General features: G+C 66.6%; 23 protein-coding genes. 4 read left to right on the top strand and 19 right to left on the bottom strand.

The window, feature by feature from the left end; genetic code table 11:
* Nucleotides 1-30: 30 nt before the first annotated feature.
* On the bottom strand, nt 31-1350 hold the full coding sequence (gene hemL / locus CH262_RS07310) for a glutamate-1-semialdehyde 2,1-aminomutase (protein ID WP_094665515.1): 1320 nt from the start codon (nt 1348-1350) through the stop codon (nt 31-33).
* A gap of 117 nt (nt 1351-1467) precedes the next feature.
* Between hemL and CH262_RS07305 the strand changes: the two genes are divergently transcribed.
* Nucleotides 1468-1974, top strand: a complete 507-nt coding sequence (locus tag CH262_RS07305; RefSeq protein WP_094717290.1) for a pyridoxamine 5'-phosphate oxidase family protein — start codon at nt 1468-1470, stop codon at nt 1972-1974.
* Here CH262_RS07305 and CH262_RS07300 read toward each other — a convergent pair.
* Genes CH262_RS07300 through CH262_RS07285 form a run of 4 tightly spaced genes read right to left on the bottom strand, consistent with a single transcriptional unit; the run spans nt 1971 to nt 5733 of the window.
* The gene (locus CH262_RS07300; RefSeq protein WP_052073657.1) at nt 1971-2534 is read right to left on the bottom strand and encodes a hypothetical protein; all 564 of its coding nucleotides are present in this window, start codon (nt 2532-2534) and stop codon (nt 1971-1973) included. The two genes, CH262_RS07305 and CH262_RS07300, sit on opposite strands and share 4 nt — an antisense overlap.
* 53 nt (nt 2535-2587) lie before the next feature.
* Entirely contained in the window at nt 2588-3277 is a 690-nt protein-coding gene (gene bioD, locus CH262_RS07295) for a dethiobiotin synthase (RefSeq protein ID WP_032365222.1), read from the bottom strand.
* Nucleotides 3274-4407, bottom strand: coding sequence for an 8-amino-7-oxononanoate synthase (locus CH262_RS07290; protein WP_094717389.1), 1134 nt, complete (start codon nt 4405-4407; stop codon nt 3274-3276). The genes bioD and CH262_RS07290 overlap by 4 nt, the downstream gene beginning before the upstream one ends.
* Before the next feature lie 39 nt (nt 4408-4446).
* Nucleotides 4447-5733, bottom strand: a complete 1287-nt coding sequence (locus tag CH262_RS07285) for an adenosylmethionine--8-amino-7-oxononanoate transaminase (RefSeq protein ID WP_373453765.1) — start codon at nt 5731-5733, stop codon at nt 4447-4449.
* Between the two features lie 84 nt (nt 5734-5817).
* Here CH262_RS07285 and CH262_RS07280 point away from each other — a divergent pair, with 84 nt between their 5' ends.
* Genes CH262_RS07280 through CH262_RS07270 form a run of 3 tightly spaced genes read left to right on the top strand, consistent with a single transcriptional unit; the run spans nt 5818 to nt 9428 of the window.
* Complete coding sequence (locus CH262_RS07280) at nt 5818-7164, top strand: serine hydrolase (protein WP_052056988.1); 1347 nt, start codon at nt 5818-5820, stop codon at nt 7162-7164.
* A gap of 46 nt (nt 7165-7210) precedes the next feature.
* Entirely contained in the window at nt 7211-7417 is a 207-nt protein-coding gene (locus CH262_RS07275) for a hypothetical protein (RefSeq protein ID WP_027498338.1), read from the top strand.
* Nucleotides 7418-7460: 43 nt separating this feature from the next.
* Nucleotides 7461-9428, top strand: a complete 1968-nt coding sequence (locus CH262_RS07270; RefSeq protein WP_032365221.1) for an acyl-CoA dehydrogenase family protein — start codon at nt 7461-7463, stop codon at nt 9426-9428.
* Nucleotides 9429-9442: 14 nt separating this feature from the next.
* Here the strand turns inward: CH262_RS07270 and CH262_RS07265 are convergent, their stop codons facing one another.
* The 14 genes from CH262_RS07265 to CH262_RS07200 all read right to left on the bottom strand — a co-directional run bounded on the left by CH262_RS07265 (nt 9443) and on the right by CH262_RS07200 (nt 20106).
* Complete coding sequence (locus CH262_RS07265) at nt 9443-10240, bottom strand: cyclase family protein (RefSeq protein WP_032365220.1); 798 nt, start codon at nt 10238-10240, stop codon at nt 9443-9445.
* Nucleotides 10240-11415: a PQQ-dependent sugar dehydrogenase gene (locus tag CH262_RS07260; protein WP_094717289.1), complete on the bottom strand. Its 1176-nt coding sequence runs from the start codon at nt 11413-11415 to the stop codon at nt 10240-10242. The genes CH262_RS07265 and CH262_RS07260 overlap by 1 nt, the downstream gene beginning before the upstream one ends.
* An 85-nt stretch (nt 11416-11500) precedes the next feature.
* Nucleotides 11501-11704, bottom strand: coding sequence for a heavy-metal-associated domain-containing protein (locus tag CH262_RS07255; protein WP_027498341.1), 204 nt, complete (start codon nt 11702-11704; stop codon nt 11501-11503).
* A 21-nt stretch (nt 11705-11725) separates the two neighbouring features.
* The gene (locus CH262_RS07250; RefSeq protein WP_027498342.1) at nt 11726-12007 is read right to left on the bottom strand and encodes a metal-sensitive transcriptional regulator; all 282 of its coding nucleotides are present in this window, start codon (nt 12005-12007) and stop codon (nt 11726-11728) included.
* Between the two features lie 16 nt (nt 12008-12023).
* The gene (locus CH262_RS07245; protein WP_094717288.1) at nt 12024-12275 is read right to left on the bottom strand and encodes a hypothetical protein; all 252 of its coding nucleotides are present in this window, start codon (nt 12273-12275) and stop codon (nt 12024-12026) included.
* Entirely contained in the window at nt 12272-12760 is a 489-nt protein-coding gene (locus CH262_RS07240) for a hypothetical protein (RefSeq protein WP_027498343.1), read from the bottom strand. The genes CH262_RS07245 and CH262_RS07240 overlap by 4 nt, the downstream gene beginning before the upstream one ends.
* Nucleotides 12750-13190, bottom strand: coding sequence for a hypothetical protein (locus CH262_RS07235; protein ID WP_027498344.1), 441 nt, complete (start codon nt 13188-13190; stop codon nt 12750-12752). The genes CH262_RS07240 and CH262_RS07235 overlap by 11 nt, the downstream gene beginning before the upstream one ends.
* 35 nt (nt 13191-13225) lie before the next feature.
* Nucleotides 13226-13399, bottom strand: a complete 174-nt coding sequence (locus CH262_RS27505; RefSeq protein WP_155288423.1) for a hypothetical protein — start codon at nt 13397-13399, stop codon at nt 13226-13228.
* 81 nt (nt 13400-13480) lie between these two features.
* Entirely contained in the window at nt 13481-14119 is a 639-nt protein-coding gene (locus CH262_RS07225) for a hypothetical protein (protein WP_053068625.1), read from the bottom strand.
* Nucleotides 14116-15090: a porphobilinogen synthase gene (gene hemB, locus CH262_RS07220; RefSeq protein ID WP_094717387.1), complete on the bottom strand. Its 975-nt coding sequence runs from the start codon at nt 15088-15090 to the stop codon at nt 14116-14118. The genes CH262_RS07225 and hemB overlap by 4 nt, the downstream gene beginning before the upstream one ends.
* A 131-nt stretch (nt 15091-15221) precedes the next feature.
* Nucleotides 15222-16784, bottom strand: a complete 1563-nt coding sequence (locus tag CH262_RS07215; protein WP_027498347.1) for a uroporphyrinogen-III synthase — start codon at nt 16782-16784, stop codon at nt 15222-15224.
* A 159-nt stretch (nt 16785-16943) separates the two neighbouring features.
* A complete protein-coding gene (gene hemC, locus CH262_RS07210) occupies nt 16944-17903 on the bottom strand; it encodes a hydroxymethylbilane synthase (protein ID WP_094717287.1) in 960 nt (319 codons plus the stop codon).
* Nucleotides 17900-19297, bottom strand: coding sequence for a glutamyl-tRNA reductase (locus CH262_RS07205; protein ID WP_094717286.1), 1398 nt, complete (start codon nt 19295-19297; stop codon nt 17900-17902). The genes hemC and CH262_RS07205 overlap by 4 nt, the downstream gene beginning before the upstream one ends.
* Nucleotides 19294-20106 carry a redox-sensing transcriptional repressor Rex gene (locus CH262_RS07200; RefSeq protein ID WP_027498350.1) on the bottom strand — a complete coding sequence of 271 codons (813 nt, stop codon included), beginning with the start codon at nt 20104-20106 and terminating at the stop codon, nt 19294-19296. The genes CH262_RS07205 and CH262_RS07200 overlap by 4 nt, the downstream gene beginning before the upstream one ends.
* Between the last annotated feature and the right edge of the window lie 102 nt (nt 20107-20208).

Raw genomic sequence — 20208 nt, 5'->3', positions numbered from 1 at the left:
AGTCGGGTGGTGATCACTTCTGAGTGGACGTCACAGTGGTGCTACAGCGGCTGCCGCAGCCTTCGCGGCAGCCGGGGCCGCGTCGGCGATGATCTCGAAAGCTCGGTCGTCGAGAGCAGCCGAGACGAACCATGCCTCGAATGCGCTCGGCGGCGGGTACACCCCGCGAGAGAGGAACGCGTGAAAGAACGCCGGGTAGCGCCACGTCTGGGCAGCCTTGGCCTGCGCGTAGTCGGTGACGGGTCCATCGGCGAAGAACACACTCACCATAGTGCCCGCGAACTGCACGTGGTGGTCGACGCCTTCGGCGGTGAGAGCGTCGCCGAGCAGTGTTCCGAGTCGCTGCGAGTTGGTCTGCAGCTTCTCGTAGACGGCGGCGTCGGCCAGTTGCAGGCTCGTCAGACCGGCAGCGACGGCGACGGGGTTACCGCTGAGGGTGCCCGCCTGGTACACCGGCCCGGCCGGTGCGAGGTAGGCCATGACGTCCGCGCGGCCACCGAATGCTGCGGCCGGCAGCCCGCCGGACATGACCTTGCCGAAGGTGTAGAGGTCGCCGGCGACACCGTCGATGCCGTACCAGCCTGCGGCGCTGACACGGAATCCGGTCATCACCTCGTCCATGATCAGCAATGCGCCGCGCTCGGTCGCGAGTCGGCGTAGTCCCTCGTTGAAGCCGGTGACCGGCGGGATCGCGCCCATGTTGCCCGCGGCCGCTTCGGTGATGATGCACGCGATCTCGCCGGGATTGGCGTCGAACGCGGCGGTGACGGCGTCGAGGTCGTTGTAGGGAACGACGATGGTGTCCGACGCCTGCGCGCCGGTGACTCCAGGCGACGTCGGGAGTCCGAAGGTGGCCAGACCCGAACCGGCGTCGGCCAGCAGGGCGTCGACGTGGCCGTGGTAGCAGCCGGAGAATTTGAGGATCTTGGTGCGGCCGGTGAAGCCGCGCGCCAGACGCACCGCGCTCATCGTGGCCTCTGTGCCCGAATTCACAAGGCGAACCTGGTCGACGGGGCCGACGCGGCGCACGATTTCCTCGGCGAGTTCGATTTCGCGCTCGGTGGGTGCGCCGAACGACAGTCCGGTTGCGGCCGCCTTCTGGACTGCCTCGACGATGGCCGGATGCGCGTGTCCGTGGATCATCGGACCCCAGGACGAGATGAGGTCGACGTAGGACTTCCCGTCCGCGTCGGTCATCGTGTATCCGCTGGCCTGCGTGATGAAGCGTGGAGTGCCGCCGACCGATGCGAACGCACGCACCGGAGAGTTGACGCCACCTGGAATCACTGTGCTCGCGCGGGCGAAGAGTTGGGCCGATACGGGGGCGTCGTTGCCGTCAGGAACAGTCACGACTTCCAGTGTCCCAGGTTCTGCGAAATCACCAACTACAGGGCGTAATAATCACCGAAACGGGGAGTCGGCCTGGTTTCGGCGATTGAAGACCCCCGCCCCGGGTATTTACTTTCGATGACAAACACCGAGGGCGTCACCAAGGTCGCCGAACTGATGTCCGAAGCCGGACTGTGCATGTTCACCACCGTGGGCCGGGACGGCCACCTCATCTCGCGTCCGATGGCACTGCAGGAAGCGGAGTTCGACGGGGACCTGTGGTTTTTCGCAGCGCAGGACTCCAGAAAGGTACGCGACATCGCCGCCGACCCGGCGGTCAACGTCTCGTTCCAATCCGGTCAGGGCTGGGTGTCGCTGTCCGGTACTGCTGCGGTCGTCGAGAACAAGGCCAAGGCGGAGGAGCTGTGGAATTCTCGGGCGGCCGCGTGGTTCGAGAAGAACCCCGACTCGCGTGAGGTCGCTCTGATCCACGTGGCCGCCGAAGGTGCCGAGTACTGGTCCACCCCGGGCTCGAAGGTGTCGACCCTGCTGGCCTACGCCAAGGCGAAAGTCACCCACGAGCGTCCGAACCTGGGCGAGAACGACGTGGTCGAACTCGAACTGCCCAATACCTCGACGAGCTAGTTGCGCTCGTGCCGGGCCGCCGTCGGGGGCAGGTCCGGATTACCGGTCACGTCATGCTGTCCTGCCTCGGACCGGTCGGCACTCGCGTTCCGATCGACAGTCGCATTCCGATCGGCACTCGCGTTCCGATCGACAGTCGCGTTGTGCTGCGCACCGAAGTCCCGATCCGCGCCCGCGTCGCGGCCGACGTTGTGGTCACCGGTCACCTTGCGGTCGCCCTTCACATCCGGATCGATGTGGTTCGCGCGCTCGAACTGTGAGTTCACTTCGTCGCGTGATGCCGCCGCGACTCCCTGGTGAGACTGGGCCTGCTGAGCAAGTTTCTCTGCCTCGGCAGCTTTGACGTCCGCCTCCGCCTGGGCGCGGCGTGCCTTGGCCTCGCTCTCGCGGGCCTGCAGTTCACGCTCCTCGACGACGGTCGCTTGATCGGCCGCCTTCTCGCGAAGGTGGTTCGCTTCCAGCCTCTTTCGCTCTTTGCCCTTGCGTGCCACAACCAGGGCGACGGCAACGACCAACACTACGACTACTACTGCAACGATGATCCACACTGCGGTGCTCATGATGGAACTCCCGATCTGTTCCGACTGCCGAAGTGGCAGACGTTCCGAGCCGGTTACCCGAGTAATGAGCCGGCAAACTCGCCGAACATCGTCCAGGCGAGCGCACCGAAGTCCTGTGCGTCCAGCGCGGCGGCCCCGTTCGGCACACATGCCAGCAGCTCGACGCCCGTCACGAGCGGCAACTCCTCCACGTTGACCCGCGCCGCCAGATCGGGTTCGGCCGGCCACGATCCGATCACCAGGCCCGCACATGTCACACCCGCTGCGCGCACCGCGGCGACGGTCAGCGCGCTGTGGTTGAGCGTCCCCAGCTCTGCCCCTGCCACGATCAGGACCGATGCGCCGACGGCACCGGCGACATCGAGTGCAGTAAACCCGCCGGCACCCAGGCGCACCGCTACCCCGCCCGCACCCTCGACCACGACGAGATCGTGGGCCTCGTCGAGCCCTCGCACCGCGTCGACGACGTGGTCGAGTTCGAGCATCGACCGACCCGAACGGCGTGCTGCGACGTCGGGCGCGAGTGGCTCGGGGTACCGCGCCAGCTCGATTCCGCGGACTCCCGAAAGACGTTCCACCACATCCATATCCGACTCGTCCAGGCCGTCGTCACCGACTCCGGTCTGCGCCGGTTTGCACACCGCCACCGTCCGTCCATGTGCCCGGGTTGCGGCCGCGAGCGCCGCGGTCACCACGGTCTTGCCGACGCCGGTCGACGTTCCGGTGACGAGAAGAACCGTCATCCCGACACCGCCGCACGCAACACCGTCGAGAGAACGGACGTGGCACGGTCGATATCGGTGTCGCTGAGGTCGGCACGGGCGGTCAATCGCAGCCGAGATGCGTTCGCGGGAACCGACGGCGGCCGAAAGCACCCGACGCGCACGCCCAGGTTCAGACACTCCCCGGCCGCGCGGACGGCACGCACGGCGTCGCCGAGTACTACCGGAACCACCGCCGACGCCGTCGGCGATACACCGGCGGCCACCGCCAATTGCCCTGCCCGCCGACCGATCGCAGCGACCCGATCGGGTTCGCTGCGCAGCACCGCCAGCGCTGCCGATGCCGCGCCGACCGCGGCCGGGGCGAGCGCGGTATCGAAGACGAAACTGCGCGCACTGTGCAGTACCTGGTGCCGTACCGCCGCCGGCCCGAGCACCACCCCGCCCTGCGATCCGAGCGCCTTGGACAGCGTCGCGGTGATCACCAGGTCCGGCAGTCCCGCCACACCGGCGTCGTGCACGGCACCGCGCCCACCGTCACCTCGGACGCCCAGCCCGTGGGCTTCGTCGACGACCAGAACCGCGTTCCATCTCCGGCAGGCCGCGTACAGCTCGTGCAGCGGCGCGAGGTCGCCGTCGGCGCTGAAGATCGAGTCGGTCACCACGAGCGCGCGAGATTCCGTTCGTTCGCGGAGCAACTGCTCGACGTGCTCGACGTCGCGATGCCGCGCCACGGCCACCCGCGCCCGAGACAGACGGCAGGCATCGATCAACGACGCGTGCGACGCAGCGTCCGAGATCACGACGGAGTCGCGGTCGGCGAGCGCGGTGACGACTCCGAGATTGGCGGTGTAGCCGGACGAGAAGACCAGTCCGGTCTCGGCACCGACGAAGTCGGCAAGGTGCTGCTCGAGCTGTTCGTGGGCGGTGGTCGTGCCGGTGACCAGTCGAGATCCGGTGGACCCGGCACCCCACCGACGCGTGGCCGCGCAGGCCGCGTCGACGACGTGCGGATGACGAGACAGGCCGAGGTAGTCGTTCGACGCCAAGTCGAGTGTCGAATCCTCGGGACTGCGAGCGTGGACGACGCGCTCGAGCCCGGCCGCGCGACGGTCGTATGCGGCGGCGTCGAGCCAATCGAGTGCACTCATGTCCACGACCATACTTGAACAGTGTTCAAGTATGGGTGTTCAAGTATGGTCGCGCGCCACCGCCACCATGGCGTCGGCGATGGCTGCCACATCGGCCTCGGTACAGACATACGGCGGCATCGCATAGACCAACCTGCCGAACGGCCGCAGCCACACACCTGCGTCCACGGCGACGGCCGTCGCACGTGCCATGTCGACCGCGCCGGTCAGTTCGATCACCCCGATTCCGCCGAGCACGCGCACGTCGGCCACGCCCGGGAGCGACCGGGCCGGCTCGAGCCGTTCGGTCAGTACGTCTGCGACGGCGGCGACCTCGGCGCGCCAGTCGCGCGAGAGCAGCAGCTCCACCGACGCCACCGCGATCGCGCAGGCCAGCGGATTGCCCATGAACGTGGGCCCGTGCATCAGACCGCCCGCCTCACCGCTCGACACCGTCTCGGCCACCTCGGTGGTGCACAGCGTCGCCGCCAGCGTCATGTAGCCACCGGTCAACGCCTTGCCGACACACATGATGTCGGGTGCGATGCCCGCGTGATCGGCGGCGAACAGCTCACCGGTGCGGCCGAACCCGGTGGCGATCTCGTCGAAGATCAACAGCACGCCGTACTCGTCCGCGAGTCGGCGTAGTGCGACCAGCAGACGTGCGTCGTGGAAGCGCATTCCACCGGCACCCTGCACGATCGGCTCGACGATGATCGCGGCCACGTCGTTCGCATGCGCCGCGAGCTGCTGCTCGAACTCGGCGACGTAGGCGGCGATACCCGCCGCATCGGACGCGGCAGGTGGCGCGGGCGCGAACACCTGCTGCGCCAGCACACCGGTCCACAACCTGTGCATCCCGCCGTCCGGATCGCAGACACTCATCGGCGCGAACGTGTCCCCGTGATAGCCGCCCCGCCACGTCAGCAACTTCGTACGCCCGCTCTCACCCCGCCCACGCCAGTACTGCAATGCAATCTTCACCGCGACTTCGACGGACACGGACCCGGAATCTGCGAGGAACACCTTGTCCAGCCCGGCCGGCGTGATCGAGACCAGCAGCTCCGCCAATCGCGCCGCCGGCGCATGAGTGAGGCCTCCGAACATCACGTGACTCATGCGGTCGAGCTGGTCTCGCGCTGCCGCGTCCAGCACCGGATGCCGGTAGCCGTGCACCGCCGCCCACCACGAACTCATGCCGTCGACGAGTTGGCGGCCGTCGGCCAACGTCAGTCGAACCCCGGACGCGCTGTCGACGACCAACGGTGTCGTCGTCGACGGAAACCCGCTGTAGGGATGCCAGAGATGCTCGGTATCTATTCGACGGACGTCGTCTGAAGTCAGCACGCCAGAGCACACTGCCACAGCACCCGACCGGCCGTACCGAGACTGGGCGGGTGGCGAAATGTCCGAATCCTTTAGCATTGCGACATGACGACGCGCACCGTGACGAGACTGGCAGGGGTGGTCGTGGCCGTAACTCTGACGCTGTCCGCCTGCGGGGGACCGTCCGAAACGCCGACGCCCACGACCACCACGGCACCGGCGTTCGCGATCGACACCTCGACGCCGCTGGGCGCGATCAACGACCGAATTCTGCAGTGGATCAACGCCGACGCCGCCCCGGATCCGGCGGCGGTGGACGCCGTAACCGGCGCGGAGCTGGCGGCAGCACTCGAGCCGATGGGCGGGCTCGTCACCCCTCTCGAGCAGTTGCGCGCCGGGGCGCCGAACGTGGCGACGGGTTTCGAGGCCGGCCCGGACAGCGCCGTTCTTCGCTTCACCACCGCCGGCATTCCGGCCACGATCACCACTTCCCTCGGTGCCGACGGCACGCTCGACGGCATTCTGGCCAGTCCGGAAACTCCGACGATCTCGTCCTTCGACGAGCTCGATGCTGCCCTGTCGAAGGTGGCTCCGAATTACTCCTACAGCGCGTCTCGTCTGAACGGCGGTGAGTGCGAGTCGGTGTACTCGGTCAATGCCGACGCGATGCTCCCGCTGGGATCGGTGTTCAAGCTGTACGTTCTCGGGGCGCTGACCGACGAGATCGAGGCGGGCAGCGTGCGATGGGACGACCAGCTCACCATCCGCGACGAGAACAAGAGTGCGCCATCGGGTGAGCTGCAGAATCGCCGCGACGGCACGACGGTGTCGGTGCGCGAGGCCGCGGAGAAGATGATCTCGCTGTCCGACAACACTGCCACGGACCTGCTGATGGAACGCCTCGGTCGGGACCGCGTCGAGGCTCAGCTCGCCACGATGGGTCATCACGATCCCGCGGCGATGACGCCGATGATGGACACCCGACAGTTCTTCGTCATCGGATTCGGGAATCCGAACCTTCGTTCTGAATGGGCGGACGCGGACGCCGACGCTCGCGAGCAGCTCCTGAAGCAAGCCGATTCCCGGCCGCTGGACATCGACTTCGAGAATTTTCTCGACAACCCGGCATCGGCCGACGGCGTGGAGTGGTTCGCCAACGCGCAGGACGTGTGTGCGGCCGTGGGGTACCTGGCGACCGGCCCGTCGGCGGAGGAGAACCGTCGGATCCTGGCCATCACCCCGGGTGTGCAGCTCGATCCCGCTCGATGGCCGTACTCCGGCTTCAAAGGCGGAAACGCTCCCGGCGACCTCGCCGCGGCGTTTTTGACAACCGACGCCTCGGGCCAGGACTGGATCGTCACCGAGCAGTTCCGGGCGGACGGTGCCATCGACCTGATCCCGTCCAGCTACGCGTTCCTGGTTGCGCAGGAAGCTTTCGCTCTGTTGAAGTGAGTGGGATTTGTAACACCGGTGTTACCGCTGGATTACACTCGTGCCCGTGGAGGCACAACACGAACCGGCTCAGCAGGCGTGGCCGACGGGCTTCAAAGAGTTCCTGGTCTGCGAGTTCACCGACTTCAGTCCCCTGGTGACCAGGGCCATGGAGGACAACTGCGCGTCGCTGTTCCACGACGGTCCCTACGGCAGATCCGGCTTCTGGCGGACCTTCCGGGCCGTGTTCCGAGAATTCGTCTGGCCGGTCTGAAGTTCCGGGCCTCACGGGCCGCGGCAAAAGGTTACCGTCGAGTATGGCAACCACAACGGATCACCTTCGGAACACTCTGGACGGCCGCTGGCGTGATGTGAAGAACGAGGCGCGCAAGCAACTCGCGCGCGACGAGTTCCGCCCGCATTACACACCGAATACCGTCATCGCCCGCACCAAGGCGCTCGAGCAGCTCAAGCTTCTCGCCGCGGCCGGGGCTGCCGACAACGGATTCAAGAAAGAACACGGCGGTACCGGAGACGTCGGTGCCGCGGTGACGATGATCGAAATGCTCGCGATGAGCGACCTGTCGTTGATGGTCAAGGCCGGGGTCCAGTGGGGACTGTTCGGCGGTGCCATCGAGAACCTGGGTACCGAGCGGCACCACGAGGCGTACGTACCGAAGATCATCAACCTCGAGTTGCTGGGTTGCTTCGCCATGACGGAGACCGGACACGGCAGTGACGTGCAGTCTCTCGAGACGACGGCGACGTACGACCCGAAGACCGACGAGTTCGTGATCAACTCACCCACTCCGTCCTCCCGCAAGGACTACATCGGTGGTGCCGCCGAGACCGCGACCGTCGCTGCCGTCTTCGCGCAGCTGATCACCGCAGGGCCGGGCGAGGAGCCCGAGGGCCACGGCGTGCACTGCTTCTTCGTACCGCTGCGGGACGAGAACGGCGACGATCTCCCCGGCGTGACGACCTCGGATTGTCAGTACAAGGGCGGACTCCCCGGCGTGGACAACGGCCGACTGATGTTCGACCATGTCCGCATTCCGCGGGACAACCTGCTCAACAAGTACGCCGACGTCTCTGCCGACGGCACGTACACCTCCCCCATCGAGAATCCGTCCAGGCGGTTCTTCACGATGCTCGGCACGTTGATCCGCGGGCGCGTCACAGTCGGTGGCAGCGCTGCGGCCGCAGCTCGTGTCGCCCTCGACATCGCGACGCGATATGCGTTGCAGCGCAGGCAGTTCGCTGCCCCCGGTTCCGATCAGGAAGTGCTGATCATGGACTACCTGGTGCATCAGCGTCGACTCTTCCCGCTCATCGCCAAGTCGTACGCACTGCAGTTCGCGCAGAACGAGCTGGTGTCGAAGATGCACGAGCTGCAGACTGCGGACAACCCGGATGCCGAGGAGCAGCGCGAGCTCGAGTCGCGTGCCGCCGGCCTCAAAGCCGCCAACACCTGGCACGCCACTGCCGCGATCCAGGAAGCACGCGAGGCATGTGGCGGCGCTGGCTACCTGGCCGAGAACCGGCTGATCTCACTCAAGGCCGACACCGATGTGTTCACCACCTTCGAGGGCGACAACCACGTGCTCACGCAGTTGGTGGCCAAGGAACTGCTCACCGCGTACGCCGACGACGTGAAGTCGATGAGCCCGGTCGAGTGGGTCAAGTTCGCAGCCGACATGGTCGGCGATCGCGTCGTCAAACGCACTGCGGCGCAGGCGATCATGCAGACCATTCTCGATCGGCGTCAGGACAACGAAGAGGAGGGGTCGCTGTTCAACCGCGGCACCCAGGTCAAGATGTTCGAGGATCGTGAGGAGTACCTGCTGTCCACGGTCGCGCGCCGTCTGCAGTCGAAGTCGAAGGAGAGCAGTTCGTTCGACGCGTTCAACGCGGTACAGGACCACGTTCTGCACGCTGCGAGCGCCCACATCGACCGCATCATCTTCGAGGCCTTCATCGCCGGTATCGAGTCGTGTGAGGACGAGACCACCAAAGACCTGCTCGAGGAGGTCTGCGATCTCTACGCCCTGTCGGTGATCGAGGACGACAAGGCCTGGTTCATCGAGCATCGCTACCTGTCCACCGAGCGCTCCAAGGCAGTGACTCGCGCGATCAACGAGCGGTGCCGCACCCTGCGTCCGCATGCGGAGTTGCTGGTCGACGGCTTCGGCGTGCCCGAGGCTCTCGTCGGTGCCGCGATGCTCGGCGAGCCCGGAGCGGGTACCGAGGAAGAACCGGCCGGAAACCCCAGCCACGCGCACTGACGCGTAGTCGGGGTTCAGCCGGGAGAGATCGCGAAGACCCGGCAGGGACCACCGGTCGCGCCCGCGTGCTTCGGTGCGCCGACGACGACCGTGGCCCCTGCCGGGGGCACGGCATCCAGATTCGCCAGTGCCTCCACTCCGTATCGGCCCGCGCCGAGTACCGCTGTGTGCGCTGGATAGTCGCGGTCGCTCATCCGATCGAGACTGAGCGTGTCTACCCCGATTCCGACGACGTTGCGCTCGCGCACCAGCATCCGTGCCGCGTCACCGCCGAACCCGGGTGCGGCACGTTCGGCGAGCCGGTCCTGCCATCGACTGTGCATGACCACCAGTGCGCGATCGGGTATCCGTCCGTGCTCGCGCTCCCACCGGGCGATGTCCTCGGTCGTCACGACCGATTCCGGATCCGACGCGGCCCGCGCGGAGATGTCCAGCACGACCAGCGGGGCGATCAGGTCTTCCAGCGGCAGGATGTCGGCCGTCGCACCTCCGCGCACTCGATGCGCGGGGGCATCGATGTGCGTGCCCGTGTGCTCGTAGTACGAGAGCTTGTTGACGAGGAAGCCGCCCAACTCGTAGGCGGCGACCGGGTGCATCGAGAACGGTTCGTTACCCGGCCACACCGGAAACGTCGGACTCAACGTGTGCGTCAGATCGATCAGTCGACCTGCGGGGATCACCGCTGCGACCGCCGGTGCGGCGCGTGCAGCACCGCCGGCCGCGACCGTCAGAGCAGCTGCCCCCAACGACCCGAACAGCGCCCTACGTCCGATCCTGCGGTGAACAGACTCGACGACCTCGGGGCCGCACATCAGTCGGCAGCAGGGGTGACGAGAAGAACCTTGTCGTCGGATCCGTTGTCCGTGGTGAGCAGGAAGGCTCCGTCGCTTCCGAAGCTGGTGAGCGAGCGCAGCCGACCGTAGGTACCCACCAGGGCGTCGGCTTCGTCGACGTAGTCCGTGCCGTCCTCGGACAGCTTGAGGAACACGAGCTTCTCGCCCTGCTGACTCGACACCACTGCGGAACCGTTCCAGGAACCCCATCCCGCGCCGTTCGCGAACGTCAGGCCGGGCGTCGCGATCGTGGGGCTACCCGAACTCCACACCGCCGCGCGGGCCCCGGGCACCCGGGTGGGATCGGTCATCGGCACCGACTCGTCGTAGACGAACGGCAGCCGATCCGGCCGGTAGCCGTAGTTGCCGCCGGGGACCAGTAGGTTGAGTTCGTCGTCCCTGGTGGTTCCCTGCTCCACCTCGTAGATGTCTTGAGTGCCGGGCCGTATCGCGAGCCCCTGTACGTTCCGATGACCGAGCGTGAAGACACGTCCGGGTGCATCGGCCGCCGCCGAGCCATCGGCGTTGATGTGCAACACCTTGCCGCCCAACGAGTTTCGATCCTGCGGCACCGACGGCGACGCGGTGTCGCCGGTGCCGATGTACAGGGTGCCGTCGGGGTGGGCCAAGATGCGGCAGCCGCCGTGGCGACCACCGTCGGCGACGGGGATGTCGTCGACGAGTGTGCCGGTGCGCGTCAACTCGGTCCATGCAGAGTCGACGGTCCACGACACCACGGCGATGTGGTTGTCGGTGCCCCCGCCCGCACTACCGGTGCCCGCACTGCCGGCACCTGTTCCCTGACCCTGCACGCCCTGGCAGGTGTAGATGGTTCTGGATGTCGCGAAGTCCGTCGCCAGTGCGATGCCCATCAGGCCTGTCTCGCCCGACGCGTAGAGATCGCCGAGATCCGCTTCGAGCTCGCGGGTGGCACCGCCGACGTCACGAATGACGAATTGCCCCGCTCGCTCGCCGGTCAGCACCGTCCCGTCGGGAGCAACCACGGCATCCCACGGTTTCGCGAGCCCGTCGAGCACTGTGGTGACCGTCAGGTCGGGCAGTGGATCGGCCTGTGCCGTCGCTCCCGTCGAGCATGCCAGCGTCAGGAAGACGCTGGCGGCGAGTACTCCGGAACTGGACACCAGCTTGTTCATCCACACTCCTGACGACGATCGGCCACCAGCCCGATATGACCGGTATCACACGATCATAAACACACCGAGGAGATGGCCGACGCAGTCAGGACGCGATTCGGTAGCCGGCTTCTTCGATCGCGGCGTCGACGGCAGCAGCGTCGAGTTCCGCGTCACTGCTGATTACGACGGCTCCGGTGTCGACGTCCACATCGACGCCCGTGACGCCCGGAACCTCGGACACTTCTTCCTTCACCGACGCTGCGCAATGCGCGCACGTCATACCCTCGACGGAGTAGGTCGTCTGCATTTTGTTGCCTCCCATGTCTGGTCAGGAACGTACGAGACGCGCAATGGCCTCGGACGCCTCTTTGACTTTGGCGTCTGCTTCGGGCCCGCCCTGCCGGGCGGCGTCGACGACGCACCCGGCGAGGTGGGCGTCGAGCAGCTTCAGCGAGACGGACTGCAACGCCTTCGTCACCGCGGATACCTGCGTGAGAACGTCGATGCAGTACCGGTCGTCGGCAACCATGCGTGAAATGCCGGCCACCTGCCCCTCGATGCGACGCAGTCTTTTCAGCAGGTCGTCCTGTTCGGCGCTGTAGCTGCTCATGCCGTCGATCATACCCCTACCCGGTATGGGAAGGTTCGTCTGTCAGCAGTCGACGGACGCCATCGATGGCAACCAGTCCCCCGACGATCACCGCCAGGGCGGCGACCGCAATCCACGACCCCGAGTAGTAGGTGCCCGTGTACGCCGGAGACACGTCGGGAACGGCGGCGAATTCGGTGGTGCGCACGCCTGCCTTCCAGCACACCACCGCGCAGATCACCGCGACCACTGCGAGGACCAGTTCCACCCAGCCGACGAACTTCCTCACACGTACTCCTGCTTCGCCGTCTCGAGTGCGGCGCGCAGACCGTCGTCATCCTTCGCCCACGCTTGCACCAGACCGCCGCCGACCAGTCGCAACCCGATGCCGTGCCGTTTGCGCGGCACCCCCGAGAGCTCACCGAGAACGCGTGCGGTTTCCCACTTCTTCGGCTCGTATTCGCCGTCCTCGTACTCGGCAGGCGGGAAGATCTCCGTGATCTCGGCGACGTCGACGGTCTCGGTCCCCTGGCGCAGCTGCCGAGTGGTCAGCTCGACGCTGACATGCATCCGGGCCGCGCGGAGCTGTACGTAGGTCAGTCCGACGAGAATGAGCGAGAACAGCGCCAGGGCGAACCAGTGAATCACCGGTCCCGACGCCAGCTCGACTGCGAGCACCACCAGACAGAACGCGGGGCCCCACAGCAGGGCGCGCCAACGGCCACCGGGCTCGTGGAACAGAACGGGGTCGGTGCCGCCGAGATCATTGCTCACGAACGAACCACTCTCGCGCCGACGGGCGATACACCAGCACCGATGCAACGACCAGTGCGATCGTGATGATCAGCAACACGAACGGGAAGACGAGCGCGGCGAAGGTCAAGAGCAGCGCGGTGGCCCCGGACAGCGCCACCAACGCCCGTCGGAACCGTCGGTCGCCACCTCGGACGGGGCCCGACATCAGCCCCACTGCCAGGCCGACCACGCCGAAGATGACACCGAGCCCTCGGAACACGGTCAGAAAAGAGTCGATCTGTTCGTCGCTCGCACCGCCGTCGGTGAACGACGCGCGGATCTGATCGACGGGCAACGTGAGCGCGATCATGCAGACGACGATCAGCATCACTGCCGACGCCAACCACAACCAGTACGCGGTGGAGACCACCCGGGGACGAACCATCGATTCGTCAATGTCAGCACTCACGCTCGACATACTGCCACCGCGCGGTGGCACGGAGTTCAGCCGGCAGAGATTCCCAGCGCCATGATGGCGATGGCCGCCGACACGGCGAGCAGCAGACCGAGCAATGCCCACCCGGGCCTGCCGTTCTCGGCGGGACACGCGTTGCTCTCGGCCGCCGCGATCGACTCCGGGAGGGCACGACTGGGCGGCACCGGAATGTTCTCTGCCATGTTCGATCCGATCACTCGATACGTTTATCGAAAGTGATGGTAGTCACACCGACAGGCTCGGCGCGCGGAACACGCTCGAAATCAGCGCTTCCGCGAGGACAGGAAGTACTCGTTGGATTCCTTGCGGTGCATCAGGTAGATCGCACCCGCAGCGAGCACACCCTGGCCGATGCTCAGCACGCTCATGACGATGTTCATCGCACCGGTACTCGATGCGATCGCGAACAGGTCGAGAATCGTGGTGAACACGGTGATCGAGCCGATGATGGTCAGCAGCATGCGCGCCCACATCTTGCCGGCGCGCATCCGCTTCACCCAGAACAGGAACAACGCACCGAATCCCGCGACGACGAACAGCGTCACGACGAGCATCACCGTCACCATGGACTGCGTGGATTCGACGGTCATGTCCGCCGCCGCACCCTGTGCTGCGAGGTCGTCGAGCAAAGACTGCGCGAATTCCGCGCGTGCGCCGAACAGCGTCCACACCGAGTACAGCGCCGAGATCGCACCAATCAGTGCAACTCCCCACCACAGGTGCCGGGCAGTCTCCACATCCACCGGTGCCGGGCGAGCGGACGGCTCGAGCTCGGGACCGGACTGAGGGAAGCCGTGTTCGAGCTCCCAGCGCTGCCAGTCCGGTTGCAACGGAGGATTGTTCGGCACGTTGCTGTCAGGATTGCTACCGTCCGCGTTGTTGCTCGGAGGAAAATCGTTCACAGCCAGCCCGCCACTTCGGTTGCCCAGTAGGTCAGTACGACATCTGCACCGGCGCGCCTGATGCCGACGAGCGATTCGAGGACCGCGGCATCCCGGTCGATCCACCCGTTCTGGGCAGCGGCGGTGATCATGGCATACTCCCCCGAAATCTGGTACGCCGCAACCGGAACCGGTGACATCTCGGCCACGTCGCGGAGAATGTCCAGATACGACATCGCCGGCTTGACCATCACCATGTCGGCACCCTCGGCAAGATCGAGCTCGACCTCGTGGGTCGCCTCACGGCGGTTGGCCGCGTCCTGCTGATACGTCCGACGGTCACCCTGCAGCGACGAGCCGACCGCTTCACGAAACGGTCCGTAGAACGCAGACGCGTACTTCGCCGAATACGCCAGCTGCCCCACCTCGACGTGACCGGCCGCATCGAGTCCAGCCCGAATGGCACCGACCTGGCCGTCCATCATGCCGCTCGGCCCGAGCAGGTGCGCTCCGGATTCCGCCTGCGCGACGGCCATGTCGACGTACCGCAGCAACGTCGCGTCGTTGTCGATCGAGCCGCTCTCGCTCAGCACACCGCAGTGGCCGTGCGAGGTGAACTCGTCGAGGCAGGTGTCGGCCATGATGACCGTCGAGTCACCGAGATCGGCTTTCAGACGGGCCAGGCCCCGGTTGAGGATTCCGTCCGGATCCGTTGCCCCCGAACCGATCTCGTCCTTGTCCTCGACCTTGGGGACACCGAACAACATCACGCCGCCGACACCGGCTGCGACTGCTTCCTCGGCGGCCCTGCTCAGCGAGTCCAGCGTGTGCTGGAACACTCCGGGCATCGAGCTGATCGCGCGTGGCTCGGAGATGCCGTCGGCGACGAACATCGGCAACACCAGATGCCGTGGCTGCAGCGACGTTTCGGCCACGAGGCGGCGCAGTGCCGGAGTGCGGCGAAGGCGTCGGGGACGGTCGGTGGGGAACAAGCGAACCTGCCTCACTTAGTTCGTCGTGCGCGTTGTGTGTGGCCGGAGCTACGCACAACGCGCACGAGGCGCATTCAGCGCCTGCGTGACTTCTTACCGCCTGCGTGACTTCTTACCGCCTGCGTGACTTCTTACCGCCTGCGTGACTTCTTGCGCGGTGGCGGCAGTGCACCCTCGGCCCGCAGCCGAGCCGCGTGTTCTGCCAGTGCCTCGACCAGCGGTCCGACCTGAGCCGACTCCGGCTGCACGTCCACGCGCAGACCGAACTCGACGGCCGTCTCGGCGGTCTTCGGGCCGATGCACGCGACGAGCGTACGAGCGTGCGGCTTACCTGCGATGCCGACCAGGTTCCGCACGGTGGAGCTCGAGGTGAAGCACACCGCGTCGAATCCACCGGTCTTGATCATCTCGCGGGTCTCGGCGGGGGGCGGCGCTGCCCGGACGGTGCGGTAGGCCGTGACGTCGTCGATCTCCCAGCCGCGTTCGCGCAGCCCTTCGGCGAGCGTCTCGGTAGCAATGTCGGCGCGCGGCAACAGAACTCGATTGACCGGGTCGAAGACCTCGTCGTACGGCGGGAAGTCCTCGAGCAGTCCGAGCGAGCTCTGCTCCCCCGACGGAACGAGTTCGGGATTGATGCCGAACGAGCGCACCTTGGCCGCGGTTGCCTCACCGACACAGGCGATCTTGACGCCGGAGAACGCACGCGCGTCCAGGCCGAATTCCTCGAACTTCTCCCACACCGCGCGAACGGCGTTGGTCGAGGTGAACACGACCCACTGGTAGCGGCCGTCGACCAAGCCCTTGACGGACCGTTCCATCTGAGCCGGGCTGCGCGGGGGCTCGACGGCGATGGTCGGAACTTCGATGGGGATGGCCCCGTGGGTGACGAGGCGATCGCTCATCTCGCCGGCCTGATCCTTGGTGCGCGGCACCAGCACGGTCCAGCCGTACAGTGCGCGAGACTCCCACCAGGACATCTTGTTTCGTCCGGAGACGACCTTGCCGACGGTGACCACCAGAGATCCGACGAGCTCGGATCCCGCGTCGTTGAGGGTGGCCAGTGTTGCCTCGACGGTGCGCTGCTGACGGGTGGTGCCGCGCACGGTGATGGCTGCAGGTGTCTGCGGTGCCAGGCCGTGTTCGACGAGGGCACTGGCGGTTTCGGCCAGGTGCCCCGCCGTGGCGTGCAACACCAGCGGGCCGGGAGCAGCCGCGAGTGCAGCCCAGTCGACCTCGCCGCGAACGTCCGCTTCGGTGTGGCCGGAGCCGAGTGCCATGCCTGCGTAACTGGGTACCGCGGAGCCCGAAGGCAGACCGGGCAGCACCTCGAACGGCACGTGAGTGCGGGCCACGGCACTGACCTCGGCGATCACCGAGTCGGTGGTCAGCGGATCTCCCGAGACCAGACGCACCACATCGTGGCCGTTCTTGGCTTCGGCGAGAAGGGTTTTGGCGACCTCGGCGGGCTCGCCCAGTGCCGGGCGCACCTCGACCCCGTTCTCACCCGTCTCGGCATCGCGAGGGACGTCGGCACCGACGAGAGCGGTGACACCCTTGTCGACGTCGGGATCGGTGAAAGCGAGCTCGGCCGCTCCGAGCACTTCCCGTGCCCGGACCGTGAGCAGAGCCGGGTCACCGGGCCCGGATCCCACGAACAGGATCCGTCCGTTGGTGTTCTTGCGGACTGGGCTCATCGGTTGTTCTCCAGTGCTGTCTTGTATGGGTACTGCAGTTCTATCGGGGTTGCGGTGCCCCGTTTGGGAATCAGCCGGGCAGTGGCGATCGACTCTCTTCGCACTACGGGACGGGTCGCCGCGCGTTTGGCGCGTCCGCGAACGGGTGCCGTTATTGCCCTAGACATGAGATCCGCCCTGTGCTGGTTCGGTGACCGAAACGAGTTCGCGTGCACCGAGATCGAGTAGTTCGCGGGCCAGTTCGCGGCCCAGTTCCTCGGCCCGGTCGGGTGACCCGACGATCGACGCGCGAATGGTGTCGCTGCCGTCGATGGCCGCGACGCAGCCGCGCAGCGACAACTCGTCGAAGATGCGGCCGTCCTCGTCGATGGACTCGACGACCTCGGCGATGGCACCCACCGGCGCGGTGCAGCCGGCTTCGAGTTCGGCGAGCAGTCCGCGTTCGGCGGCCACTGCGGCCCGCGAATGTGCATCGTCCAGTGTGGCGATGGAGGTGGCGAGATCGGTGTCGCCACTGCGACATTCGACGGCCAGTGCACCCTGTGCGGGAGCCGGCAGCAACTGCACCGGATCCAGCGCTTCGGTGACGACGTCCAACCTGCCGATACGGGCCAGTCCTGCCCGCGCGACGATGACGGCGTCGAGCTCACCCGAGGCCACCTTGCCGATGCGGGTGTCGAGGTTGCCGCGCAGGGGTCGAACGTCCAATCCCTGTCCGAGAGCACGCAATTGAGCAATTCGGCGGGGTGCGGAGGTACCCACCTTCGCGTCGGCGGGCAGCTCACCGAGCACGAGCCCGTCGCGGGCCACCAGTGCATCGCGGGGATCTTCACGCGCCGGAATGGCAGCGATGGTGAAGCGCTCGTCGGCGGCGGTCGGCAGATCCTTGTACGAGTGCACGGCGATGTCGACGGTGCCGTCGGCCAGGGCCTCACGCAACGCCGCGGTGAACACCCCGACGCCGATGGTCTGCACCGGTGCTGCCGACAGGTCGCCTGCGGTCTTGACGATCACCAGTTCGGCTTCGACTCCCGCCGCAGCGAGAGCCACCCGAACCGTATCGGCCTGAGTGGTCGCGAGAAGGCTTCCGCGAGTACCGATCTTGACGACGCCGGTCATTCCTGATCCCCCTCGGCGGTAGTTCCGGGGCGAAGATCGGTACGGCTTGCCGTGAAGTCGTCGACCAACTCCAGGGAACCGATTTCCATGGGAGTCGCCACGGCATCGACCGAACCGGGGCTGAGCTCGAACAATTCGCGCAACGCCGCAGCATAGGAATCTCCGCCGGGAGTGCTGGCGAGCTGCTTGACGCGCACCGTCGGTGAATGCAGCAACTTGTCGACGACGCGGCGCACGGTGCGGGCCACTTCGTCACGCTGCGGGGAGTCGAGCCCGGGCAGCCGCGACTCGAGCCGCAGCAGTTCCCCCTCGACCACCTCGGCGGCGCGCTGGCGCAGCGCCGTGACGGTGGGGGTGACCTCGGCAAGTCGTTGTCCCGCAAGGTAACCCGAGAGTTCGTTGGAAACGATCTCGCGTGCGGCCGACGCGTCGTTCGCGGCAGCTCCGGCAGCGGGGTCGCGCTGCAGGGATTCCATGTCGAAGACGGTGATGCCCGGCAGACCGGAGACGGCCGGGTCGACGTCGCGCGGTAGTCCCAGGTCGCAGATCACGAGCGGCCGGTCTGCGTCGCGGCGGGCGAGTGCGAGGTGGGCGTCGGCGATGGAGACGACGGCCCCCACCGCACCGGTACAGGTGACGAGGATGTCGGCGGCGGCCACTGCGTCGGCCAGGTTCTCGAGCGCGACCGAGGAGGCGGTGATTCCGTTCGAGACGGCGTTCTCGGCCAGGTGGTCGGCTCGTTCGCGGGTGCGGTTGACGACGGTCAGCGAGTCGATTCCGGCGCGGCCCAGGTGTGCGACGGCGAGTCCGCCCATCGCTCCTGCGCCGAGGACCACCGCGGTGCGGCCGCGGAGCGAGCCGCCGAACACGTCTGCGGCGCGGTCGAGAGCGACGGACACCACCGAGGCTCCGGCGGCGTCGATGCCGGTTTCGCTGTGCACGCGCTTGCCGACTCGCAGAGCCTGCTGCGCGAGTTCGTGCATGACGCGGCCCGATGCCTGCTGACCGTCCGAGGCGGCGTAGGCCGATCGAATCTGGCCGAGGATCTGCTGCTCTCCGATGACCATCGAGTCCAGGCCACTGGCCACGGCGAACAGGTGCTCGACGGCTGCCTCGCTGTACCGAACGTAGGCGTGCTTGGTCAGGTCGGCGATTTCGAGGCCGGAGTGCTCACCGAGAACTTCGCCGACGGCGGTCAATGCGCCGTGGAACGCGTCGACGACCGCGTAGATCTCGACGCGGTTGCACGTGGAGACCACCATGACCTCGGAGATGTTTCCGCTGGCCATCAGTTTGTCGGTCAGTTTCGGGCGATCGGTGTCCGTGATGGCGACACGCTCGAGGACTGCGACGGGAGCGCTACGGTGCGATATCCCGACGAGAAGGACACTCACGGTGCAATCACCGATCCGTTTCTTGTCGAACTGTTGACTGGGCTTGGATTACCGGCGATGCGCGGGCCGTGACTGCGGCCCAGACGCGAGGTGGAAGGCAGTGGTGACGCCGACACGGGCGTCGGCACCGGGGCCGTCACGATCGTCGGCCCGGACACGTTGCGGGAGCTGTTGAAGGACAGAACCTGCATCTCGACGGCCAGGTCCACTCGGCGTACCTCGACGTGGTCGGGGACGTCGAGCACCATCGGCGAGAAGCTCAGGATGCACTCGACTCCGCCCGAAACGAACCGGCCCGCCACCTGGTGGACGGCCTCGTCGGGAGTGGCGATGACACCGATGGTCGCCTCGAGTTCGCGGCAGGCGTCTTCGAGCTCGTCGATATGCCGAACCGTGAGTCCTTCGACCTCGGTGCCGACTCGCGCGGGGTCGTTGTCGAACAGGCCGACCATGGTGAATCCGCGACGTGCGAAGCCGCCGTATCCGGCGAGAGCCTGACCGAGGTTGCCCACACCGGCCAGTACGACGCGGTGGCCACGGTCGAGCCCGAGAGCACTGTCGATCTTGGCGCGCAGGCGCGCGACGTCGTAACCGACTCCGCGCACACCGTTGGGTCCGAGGAACGAGAGATCTTTGCGCAATTTCGCAGATCCAACGCCTGCTGCGGTGGCAAGCTCTTCACTCGAGACGATGAGAACACCTTCGTCTGCAAGGATCGAGAGGACCCGCAGGTATGTCGCCAGACGAGTGACCGTAGCCTGAGGGATGACCCGCTCTACGCCGCTGGGCGACGGGCGCTCTTCGGTCACGTCTGGGGCTCCTCGTCCGAACGGCGTCGATGCCGGTCTTCACGCTGATCCTGCGTTCGTGTCTATTTCACGAATGCTGTTCACACCACGGTAACTGCTTGT

Origin of the sequence: Rhodococcus sp. 05-2255-1e, from assembly GCF_002259025.1 — a bacterium.
GTDB lineage: Bacteria > Actinomycetota > Actinomycetes > Mycobacteriales > Mycobacteriaceae > Rhodococcoides > Rhodococcoides fascians.
The sequence above is the reverse complement of the archived record's forward strand: the minus strand, read 5'-3'. Positions and strand labels throughout refer to the sequence as shown.

Coding starts and splice junctions, on each gene's coding strand:
- CH262_RS07305 (WP_094717290.1), top strand. CDS start 1,468: ATGACAAACACCGAGGGCGTCACCAAGGTCGCCGAACTGATGTCCGAA.
- CH262_RS07300 (WP_052073657.1), bottom strand. CDS start 2,534: ATGAGCACCGCAGTGTGGATCATCGTTGCAGTAGTAGTCGTAGTGTTG.
- bioD (WP_032365222.1), bottom strand. CDS start 3,277: ATGACGGTTCTTCTCGTCACCGGAACGTCGACCGGCGTCGGCAAGACC.
- CH262_RS07290 (WP_094717389.1), bottom strand. CDS start 4,407: ATGAGTGCACTCGATTGGCTCGACGCCGCCGCATACGACCGTCGCGCG.
- CH262_RS07280 (WP_052056988.1), top strand. CDS start 5,818: ATGACGACGCGCACCGTGACGAGACTGGCAGGGGTGGTCGTGGCCGTA.
- CH262_RS07270 (WP_032365221.1), top strand. CDS start 7,461: ATGGCAACCACAACGGATCACCTTCGGAACACTCTGGACGGCCGCTGG.
- CH262_RS07265 (WP_032365220.1), bottom strand. CDS start 10,240: ATGTGCGGCCCCGAGGTCGTCGAGTCTGTTCACCGCAGGATCGGACGT.
- CH262_RS07260 (WP_094717289.1), bottom strand. CDS start 11,415: ATGAACAAGCTGGTGTCCAGTTCCGGAGTACTCGCCGCCAGCGTCTTC.
- CH262_RS07255 (WP_027498341.1), bottom strand. CDS start 11,704: ATGCAGACGACCTACTCCGTCGAGGGTATGACGTGCGCGCATTGCGCA.
- CH262_RS07250 (WP_027498342.1), bottom strand. CDS start 12,007: ATGAGCAGCTACAGCGCCGAACAGGACGACCTGCTGAAAAGACTGCGT.
- CH262_RS27505 (WP_155288423.1), bottom strand. CDS start 13,399: ATGGCAGAGAACATTCCGGTGCCGCCCAGTCGTGCCCTCCCGGAGTCG.
- CH262_RS07215 (WP_027498347.1), bottom strand. CDS start 16,784: ATGAGCCCAGTCCGCAAGAACACCAACGGACGGATCCTGTTCGTGGGA.
- hemC (WP_094717287.1), bottom strand. CDS start 17,903: ATGACCGGCGTCGTCAAGATCGGTACTCGCGGAAGCCTTCTCGCGACC.